Consider the following 340-nt stretch of genomic DNA (forward strand, 5'->3'; position numbering starts at 1 on the left):
TTATACATCTCATTTCCTGCTTCATCCCTTTTTTTTTTCCCACCTTACATACCCTCCTCACACTTTACCTCCCTATTCTTTTCTTTTCCTTTTCTCACCTCTTTTTCTTCTTCCCTCTTTTTTTCTCTCTCCCTTCCCCTCTCTTCCCCCTTCTCTTCCCCCTTCTTTTCCTCTTCCTCTTCTCCTTCCTTTCTTTTTTCTTTTTCCTCTCCTCCCTCTCTCTTCTCTTTCTTCCTCTTCTTCTTTTCTCTCTCTCTCTCCTCTTCTTCTTTTTTCCTCCTTTCTTCTTTCCCCCTCCCCCCCCCCTCTTCCTCCTTCCTTTCCCCTCTTTCCCCCCCTT

1 protein-coding gene is annotated in these 340 nt (G+C 45.0%); it reads right to left on the reverse strand.

The window, feature by feature from the left end:
• Positions 1-44: 44 nt before the first annotated feature.
• A partial coding sequence (locus KH400_RS23195; protein ID WP_217228658.1) for a hypothetical protein occupies positions 45-340 on the reverse strand: 296 nt, incomplete at its 5' end.

The organism is Desertibacillus haloalkaliphilus (genome assembly GCF_019039105.1).
Taxonomy (GTDB): Bacteria; Bacillota; Bacilli; order Bacillales; family KJ1-10-99; genus Desertibacillus; species Desertibacillus haloalkaliphilus.